Here is a 7,565-nt window from a genome sequence, read left to right on the forward strand (position 1 = left end):
TATAGATGATTTCCTGACCTAAGATCACATTTTATTCTTTTTTCCACTTCAATCTAAGAATTGAGAAAAAAGCAAAACCTTATATTATACCATAAAAAAATTATGCAAGAGGTCTATTTGAATTAGTCCCTTTGGATAATAAACTCCAAAACCTAGAGCATGAGCAGAGGACAGAATAGGACGAGAATTTCTGTAACAAGTATTTAAAACCACATCTTGTTGGGGTTCGCTGGGTAAATTCTCCAATTTAACTCTAGGATTACCATGATTATCATTTACAAAAATAACTTCGGGAGAATCCATGACTTTACTATTTAAGCTTTGCAACTCATCATAGGCATAAACTAAACGTTTATCATCTTTCAAGATTTCATAGCAGAGTCTTAAGAAGTCTTGAGGAAAATCTTGGGCTTCATCAATTAAAATAAGATCATAATATTGATGAAATTTTTTAATCTCTCGGAAGGCTTTTTGACAGACAAACTCAAAAGGGTCTTCATTCAACAAATATGTTAGGTTGTTTGCTTGACTAAAATCTAAATATTCAATATTATGTCGTTTACATAGCTCATAATAAATTCCTTCTATCTTAGGACTTCCCCAAGCATGAATAATTTTTACTTTTTCCCAGTCTGGTTCGGAATTTTTATGCTCATAACTAAACCGAGTAATTAAATCTTTGTATTGATCCTTTAACGAGCGTGTATAGAAAGTAACAGCAATATTCCAATCGGGATGAGTTGCATGAAGATAAGCTACTTTCAGCGCTAAGACAATTGTTTTTCCCGAACCTGCTAAACCTCTAATTCTTTGTACACCTTTAGGGGTTTCTAAAACAGCCTTACTTTGAGTTTCATCAAGATTAGCAATAGAATCTTCTAAGTTTTTTAACTTTGCTCCCCTAGAATCTGGTTTAACAACATAACTGCGAGCGTCTTTTTTTCTAATGGTTGTAACAGCTTGTATGACTGAGTTGACTTTCTCGAAATATTCAGGAGCATTGCCTTGACATTTATTGATAAAATCATCAAGGTCTTCCTTTTGAATAAGAACAGGATAGTCCTCTCGGTTAATTGCTTCTGGATAATTAGTCCAAATCGGTGCATAGGTGGCTACAGAAATGTTAACCATTAGCTTTCTTTTTTGAACAAGCTCTTTATAAGAAAGCAGTTTTGCTTCTAACTTGGTTATGCTCTCATCTTGAGTGCCTTCAATATCCAAATCATAATTTTTTCCCTCATCAATATTAAAAATAATAATCCCTTGCTGACGAGAGACTAATAGAGCATCAATTTGATATCCTCCTTGGGGAGTTCCAATAATAGGATAGCCGATATACAATGTTCCCTCTATATCTGTTCTTTCCTCAAAATATTTAGCTAATCTTTGAGAAGATACAGGTTTAGCTGAAGAACCGCGAATAACGTTAACCATAATTTTTACCTCGGGAGTTCTTTTAGCAGAATCATTAGATGCCTATTGATTCTTGAGGAGGGCAACAAAATTACTATAGCATTTTTTCAACCATCAAGTTATGCTATGATCATCGGTTAATCCCCAGTTCTGACCTAAAGCTATAAATTATAGCTATTAAGTAGGGAGGCACAATTATTTGTAGGATGGGTTAGCGCACTTCGTAACATGAGTGGGCGTTGGGTTTCATGCTTCAACCCAACCTACGTTCATCTTATATTTAATTCCACCCACCTACTTAACCTCTCACAATAAACCGCGATAGCGGATAAAAACGAGGATTACTGCCCAAGAACCTAAAGCTACTTTAACGGCGACTAAAATGTTTAGTATAGGTAAAATGCCGCCACTAAATAGCGCACCTAATTCCCCGTGGGGTAACTCAAATCCTGAGAGAGTAATAGCGGCTAAAACAATAAAAACTAAGACGGAAATTTTCTCCCATGTTGCCGCTTGCCAACGGCGATAAATTGCTTGCATCCATTCAGGAGACGAGGTAATGGCTATTAAGCCAATTGCTGTACCTCCGGCGACTCCGGCGGCAAAACCTCCCCCCGGACTTAAATGGCCGCGGATAGCTAATTCAATGCCCACTAAAGCGGCAATTGTTGCCCCTAAACGGGCTAAAATAATTGAAGGTTGGTCAGTAAATTGATGGATTTTACTGGCGGGTTTTTCGGTGGCTAAAAGAAAATTTGCCCCCATAATGGCAATGGTAAAAACAATCACTTCATAGATGGTATCGTAGAGACGATTACGGAAAATCACCACCGAAACCGCATTAGGAACACCACCGTCGCGCACTAGGGATTCAACAATTTCTAAGGATGATACAGAGGAAGCAGTATTCGGAATAATTACCATTTTGACAGCGAAGGCAATGGCGGCTAGAGTATAAATCCATTTCATTAGTGTTTCTCCTCTAATTTTGGGGTTTCAATACAAGTTAAAATCGTGTTTGCTGCCGTTAATTCATTTTTAAAAATATCGTAGAGATAGGGTAATCTAATTGTGGTTTCGTAGGGGATAGTTTCCGGATTGTCTTGACGGATACAGACGGCATGAATATCCTTATCCATAAGTGCCTGTTGCAAAGCTTGTTTATCACTGTAGGCAACTAATTCTAAACGCATAAAACGTTTACTTAAAACCGTTTGTAGTTGAGTTTTTAACTGTTCTAAAACTGTATCGGTTTCCTCGGCAATTACTCCTAAACGCATCACTAAAGAGGAACGAATCGCCACTGCGTAGAGAGTTACGGCTAACATGGTTCCCATTAAAGCTTCGGTTAAAGACACATCTGCTGCCCCTAATAAAGCATAAACTAGGGCTGCTATTGCCCCTAAAACCCCGCGAATTACTAGAGCTTGGTAGGGATTGGATTGTAACATTACCATCGCCGCAGTTAAAGGCAAGAGGGCAACAATAACATAGAGATAACTTTCATTCATCTTTAATTTTACTCTCGCTCGCTAGAAGTATAAGCTAAAACGTAGCCTAACATGGTGTTCCAAATTGCTAAGGAAATTATTGCCAATAATAATAAAGGCCAATTTTGGGGAACTTTCAAAAGTAGCCCGAAAATAATCGCCATGGAACCTAATGTATCAGCCACAGATAGACCGTGTAATTTATATAATACCGAGCGCTTGTCTAAAAGATGAGCCGTTCCCCAAAACCAGAAAAAAACTCCGATAGCGATACAGATATAACTCAAAATGTTAATCATGATTCGTTCAGTCGTTTAAGAATTTGTGCTAATAACATAAAACCGGCATTACCGACACTGAGAATAATCACGGCTACCACTCCAATCATCCAATCATCCCGCAGAACTGAAACTACTAGAATAATAATCGATGATTTACTGGAAGCACTGGCAAAGGCGGCCATTTTTTGCCAGATGTCATCATTTTTTGCCACTTCATAAAGGGGAATTAATAGGGCGACAATCATGGCAATGAGAACAATATTCATCCCTGTTTACTCCGTTTAATTAGATGAACTTCATAACCCTCATTTTCCTTGTATTCGGTGACGATAGTTTTCGGGGTAAAAGTAATGAGAAATATGTCCCAAAAAGCCAATCTGGGTGAACGTTTACCTGAAATTCTCTCTAAAATAATTTCTTCTTCCTTGTGGGGACGAAAGATAATTTCAAACGCTTCCATATAAGCTTGGGGAATAGCCATCAAAACTTTAATTATTACCTTTAACCAATCGCCTAAAGTTTCGCTAGAGGCGAAATTACGAGGCAAAAGAAAAGCAATAGCTACCCCGATCATAATATTAGCAGGTGTGAAATTAGCTGTGAGCAAAAACCACATAGTTAAACGCAGAATTATATGTCCAATCATGCTAAAACCATCCAAAACAATAGAACTAACATTACACTCATCATGCCGACGAGATTATCAAATTGTTCCAAGGATCGCGATAATTTCAGGGATAACTTTTTGAAAACTCCCAGATATAACCACCACCCCGCACCGATGACGGCTAAAGCTTTGATAATATTGGGTAGATTATAAGCTTCCACATAGACGGCATTGGATAAAAATAGGGCGGCAAGGAGCAGAATTATTGCTATCCAGAAACCGATGGTTAGCTTCTGTTTACTTTCGCCACCTGCGTGGGGTAAAAAGATAAATTTAGCAAAGGAAATCGCCGTCCCCACCGCCACAAGATTGACCATAATCTCTTGCCAGGGGACTAAATTTTTCATCGTTAACGCTTTCGCCCCAAAACCGGATAATAAGGGGAATCCAGAGATAGAAAAACTAGCAACCACTAGGGCAATCCAGAGAGAATTAGGGAGCGATTGTTGCTGTAATTCTTTAAAATTGCGACTGGGTAAAACTCCCGCTAACAGAAATAGGCAAGATTTAACTAAACCGTGGGTAAGGGTATAAAAACCACTGACTACCGGGGCGGCTAAAATAAAACCTAATTGGGAAATAGTATGGAAGGCTAACATCCGCTTGCTATCCTTTTCAAACACTGCATAGGATACGCCAAAAATCGCCGTTAGCACCCCGAAAAGCCGAATTAGGACATCCAAATCCTCTAGGATTAAAGCACAGCGCAGGAGGGGAAAAATGCCAGCTTTTACCACCACCCCCGACATCAGCGCCGAGACGGAGGTTTCCGATTCCGAGTGTGTCATCGGTAGCCATAATCCCGAGACAAAGATTCCCCCTTTGACTAATAATCCCATGAAGATTAAAGCCAAGGCTTCGGGAGGTGCGTCCTTTAAACCGGCAAAAGCAAAGGAATTATTGGCTTTATAGACTAAAACTGCGCCAATAAGGTAAAATAACATCGCCACATTGCTGATAAACAGATAACGCAGGGCAACCCAGAGAGAGCGATCGCTGCGAGGATAGGCAATCACCAGAAAAGCGGCAATACTAATTACTTCTAGGGCAACGTAAACGCTAATAAAATCTTCACAGACGAAGACAGAATTAATGCTACCGTGGAGAATGATAGCTTGAGCGTAAAAAAAGGCGGTTTTGCTACTTTCCCAGTTATAAAAGATCACCGCCATCGTCACCAGGGCATTGGTGAGGATAAAATAGGCACTTAACTGATCGGCTACCAGTCTCACGCCATAATTATCCAGTAGGTTGAGGGTTATGGGGGAGGATTGGCTAAATAGAAGGAGAGAATAGGCGAGAGAGATAACAGTGGTGGCAATAGCCAGATATTTGTCTAATCGCGGCAATAAATAGATGATAAAGCCGATAAAAAAGGGTAAACTTATCCAAGCGATCGTTAAAGTATTCATGGTGTATTATTCTTCTCAATCTCAGCACTGTCTAGGGTGGGGTTATCTTTGGCTAATTTCATTACTCCCACCAGCATTAACGCCTGAATGGAAAAACCGATGACGATCGCTGTTAAAATCACTGCTTGGGGTACAGGATCAGCGTAATTTTGCTGTTTAACTGTACCGAGGATGGGAGTAAATAAACCGTCACGGGAAGCTATCACCACATAGTAGGCGATAACGCCCGTACTCATGACATCCATGGCGATAATCTTCATGATTAAGTTTTTTTTCAGGAATGTTCCCAAAAATCCGCACAAAACGGTGGCGAATACAAACAACTCTAGGAGGGGAATCGTCACTGGGCTTCTTGATTAGATTTGGTTATGAGTCAAAATATTTCTTCTAATTATCCTCGATCGAGTCCCAATTGATCAAAAAATTCTCAAGATTATGGGGGAATTTTTCAGGTGTAAATAGATTGTCTTGGATCTATAATTATTATTGAAAAAATGAAACCAAGCAATTTCGCTTTAACAATGTATATCTTGCCAGAGGGGGCAATCAGTAATGTTTTGGAAATCTTTGATATTTTTGGTAGCAATAATAACCCGACGATTGGGATATTTTTCTTTGATTAGAGTCCAGAATTACAATCACTCTTTTAATCCCATCCCTTAACTTTTCTCAGATTTTCTAACTGTTCTAAGCGAGATTTTGCCCATGCGATCGCTGGCTGATTTTTTTGTTTCTGCACTTGATCAGTATCGGATTTATTCGACGTATAAAAGTCTGTCCAATTGAGAGGTTTAGTTTCTTGATTTTCGTATTCTTGTATTTGCCAGAGGATAGCCATAGCCGTATGCTTTAAAGAGATTAAAACTTGGTTAAACTGACTTTTTTTCTCTGGTTGCAAGCTAGGATCATTTAAAAAAGCCTTGGCGATCATCTTAAAAGATTCTAGGAAGTTGTGGGGAAAATAGCCAATATATTTTTCTATTATTATCTCTGAGAGGATGGTAAGACCGAAGCAAATACGATTATATTGAGCGGATTTATCTGTTGATTTTAACGAAGCATCTAACATTATTTTATTCACTTGAATTAACTCGATAAAACCCTGTAAATAATTATCATAATAGACCATTTTTTAAGCTATCAGCAGACAAAAATTCACAATACTTAGCTTGAAACTTTTTTGTTATTGGTTGATATTCAAGAGAATAAATATTCTCCGCTTGAGGTGGAGTTTGATCTGCTCTGATTTTTTCTATAACTTCAGTAATTTTTAAATAATCATTTTGATATTCCTTGGGTAAATTAAGGGATTGATCGGAAGTAAATAGTCTTTCTAAATCTGCTTTTAAAAAACTTATTTCAGCTAACATTTCTTCCCTGCTAACTAGCGGCAAAGATAACAGCAAATCTTCTGTAGTGATCGTCATGACTTAGATAGCTCCTTAAGAACAATCCATGCTCTCATACTAGGATAATTATCTGAAAGGGATTCGATTGTATTTAGGGCTTGCTGAATAAACCTAAACACCCCACACCCCACGAAAAACTTTTTGCCGCAAACCCTAACTATTGATTATGTTTCCGCTGCAACTAGCGCACAGACTAATCTTCGCTTTCTTGATCATTCCTCTCTTCAAACCCTAGCCAAAAAAGTAACGCATTCTCAACCTCCATCATTTGCTCAGATGTCAGATTTCCTAATTTGCGTAAAAGCTTTGCATGGGGAATTGTAACGATGTTTTGTACATCAAAGACTCCTTCTCTAAGGAAGCGAGCTTGGACTTTCACTTCAAATCTTGAACCACGAGAGCTTGTTGTATGTGGAACCAGAGTCGCTAAGGCACGCTCTTGATTGAGCGCAGGAATACTAATAACCAAACAGGGTCTGACTTTGGCCACATAACCCAGATCAACCAGCCAAACCTGACCACGATCAGGGCTATCCATAGGAAGCTTCCTGATCGTCTAATTCTAGAAAAATTCCCTCGGCATTGAGGACTAGATCTTCATCAGATAAGGGCGGAAAATCCAGGTGAATTGTCCGCTTCAGAATCTCTAATAGCAAATCTAACCGCTCTGAGTCTGTCAAGCGGTCAAAGGTATCTAAAAGTTCCTGAACTATAGCAGTCATAGCGGTTGCCCTATATCTGCTCAATACTATAACACAAGCTTAACAAGGAGCTTAGTCATCGAAAATTTTGGGTGGGAAACCCCGCCGTTCTAGGTTGGCTTTACGTTAGAATTAAAAAGACCGTCTCGAAAACCAAGTGGGCGGACAGCACCTTGAAAACTCGGCTTAGGG

The 7,565-nt window shown here is 39.0% G+C and carries 13 protein-coding genes; 1 reads left to right on the top strand and 12 read right to left on the bottom strand.

Features of this window, described 5'->3' with window-relative positions; translation table 11 throughout:
* Positions 1–84: 84 nt before the first annotated feature.
* The 8 genes from EWV84_RS03330 to EWV84_RS03365 form a co-directional block, all read right to left on the bottom strand.
* Entirely contained in the window at positions 85–1,434 is a 1,350-nt protein-coding gene (locus EWV84_RS03330; RefSeq protein ID WP_287076456.1) for a DEAD/DEAH box helicase, read from the bottom strand.
* Positions 1,435–1,719: 285 nt separating this feature from the next.
* Positions 1,720–2,382: a Na(+)/H(+) antiporter subunit B gene (locus tag EWV84_RS03335; RefSeq protein WP_159252951.1), complete on the bottom strand. Its 663-nt coding sequence runs from the start codon at positions 2,380–2,382 to the stop codon at positions 1,720–1,722.
* Positions 2,382–2,924, bottom strand: coding sequence for a DUF4040 domain-containing protein (locus EWV84_RS03340; protein ID WP_046662752.1), 543 nt, complete (start codon positions 2,922–2,924; stop codon positions 2,382–2,384). The genes EWV84_RS03335 and EWV84_RS03340 overlap by 1 nt, the downstream gene beginning before the upstream one ends.
* 8 nt (positions 2,925–2,932) lie before the next feature.
* Positions 2,933–3,202 (bottom strand): monovalent cation/H(+) antiporter subunit G, encoded by a 270-nt coding sequence (locus EWV84_RS03345; protein ID WP_158199043.1) that lies wholly within the window; start codon positions 3,200–3,202, stop codon positions 2,933–2,935.
* Positions 3,199–3,450, bottom strand: a complete 252-nt coding sequence (locus tag EWV84_RS03350) for a hypothetical protein (RefSeq protein WP_002739224.1) — start codon at positions 3,448–3,450, stop codon at positions 3,199–3,201. The genes EWV84_RS03345 and EWV84_RS03350 overlap by 4 nt, the downstream gene beginning before the upstream one ends.
* The gene (locus EWV84_RS03355; RefSeq protein WP_286827237.1) at positions 3,447–3,830 is read right to left on the bottom strand and encodes a Na+/H+ antiporter subunit E; all 384 of its coding nucleotides are present in this window, start codon (positions 3,828–3,830) and stop codon (positions 3,447–3,449) included. The genes EWV84_RS03350 and EWV84_RS03355 overlap by 4 nt, the downstream gene beginning before the upstream one ends.
* A complete protein-coding gene (locus tag EWV84_RS03360; protein WP_287076457.1) occupies positions 3,827–5,263 on the bottom strand; it encodes a cation:proton antiporter in 1,437 nt (478 codons plus the stop codon). Before EWV84_RS03360 ends, EWV84_RS03355 begins: the two co-directional genes overlap by 4 nt.
* The gene (locus EWV84_RS03365; RefSeq protein ID WP_286827234.1) at positions 5,260–5,607 is read right to left on the bottom strand and encodes an NADH-quinone oxidoreductase subunit K; all 348 of its coding nucleotides are present in this window, start codon (positions 5,605–5,607) and stop codon (positions 5,260–5,262) included. Before EWV84_RS03365 ends, EWV84_RS03360 begins: the two co-directional genes overlap by 4 nt.
* Before the next feature lie 150 nt (positions 5,608–5,757).
* Between EWV84_RS03365 and EWV84_RS03370 the strand changes: the two genes are divergently transcribed.
* A complete protein-coding gene (locus EWV84_RS03370; RefSeq protein WP_287076458.1) occupies positions 5,758–5,886 on the top strand; it encodes a hypothetical protein in 129 nt (42 codons plus the stop codon).
* Positions 5,887–5,909: 23 nt separating this feature from the next.
* Here the strand turns inward: EWV84_RS03370 and EWV84_RS03375 are convergent, their stop codons facing one another.
* The 4 genes from EWV84_RS03375 to EWV84_RS03390 form a co-directional block, all read right to left on the bottom strand.
* On the bottom strand, positions 5,910–6,392 hold the full coding sequence (locus EWV84_RS03375; RefSeq protein WP_287076459.1) for a hypothetical protein: 483 nt from the start codon (positions 6,390–6,392) through the stop codon (positions 5,910–5,912).
* Entirely contained in the window at positions 6,379–6,690 is a 312-nt protein-coding gene (locus EWV84_RS03380) for a hypothetical protein (protein WP_287076460.1), read from the bottom strand. The genes EWV84_RS03375 and EWV84_RS03380 overlap by 14 nt, the downstream gene beginning before the upstream one ends.
* 175 nt (positions 6,691–6,865) lie before the next feature.
* The gene (locus tag EWV84_RS03385) at positions 6,866–7,210 is read right to left on the bottom strand and encodes a type II toxin-antitoxin system PemK/MazF family toxin (protein WP_002771863.1); all 345 of its coding nucleotides are present in this window, start codon (positions 7,208–7,210) and stop codon (positions 6,866–6,868) included.
* On the bottom strand, positions 7,203–7,394 hold the full coding sequence (locus tag EWV84_RS03390) for a hypothetical protein (protein ID WP_002740538.1): 192 nt from the start codon (positions 7,392–7,394) through the stop codon (positions 7,203–7,205). Before EWV84_RS03390 ends, EWV84_RS03385 begins: the two co-directional genes overlap by 8 nt.
* Between the last annotated feature and the right edge of the window lie 171 nt (positions 7,395–7,565).

It is taken from the genome of Microcystis sp. M_QC_C_20170808_M3Col (assembly GCF_007095505.1).
Taxonomy (GTDB): Bacteria; Cyanobacteriota; Cyanobacteriia; order Cyanobacteriales; family Microcystaceae; genus Microcystis.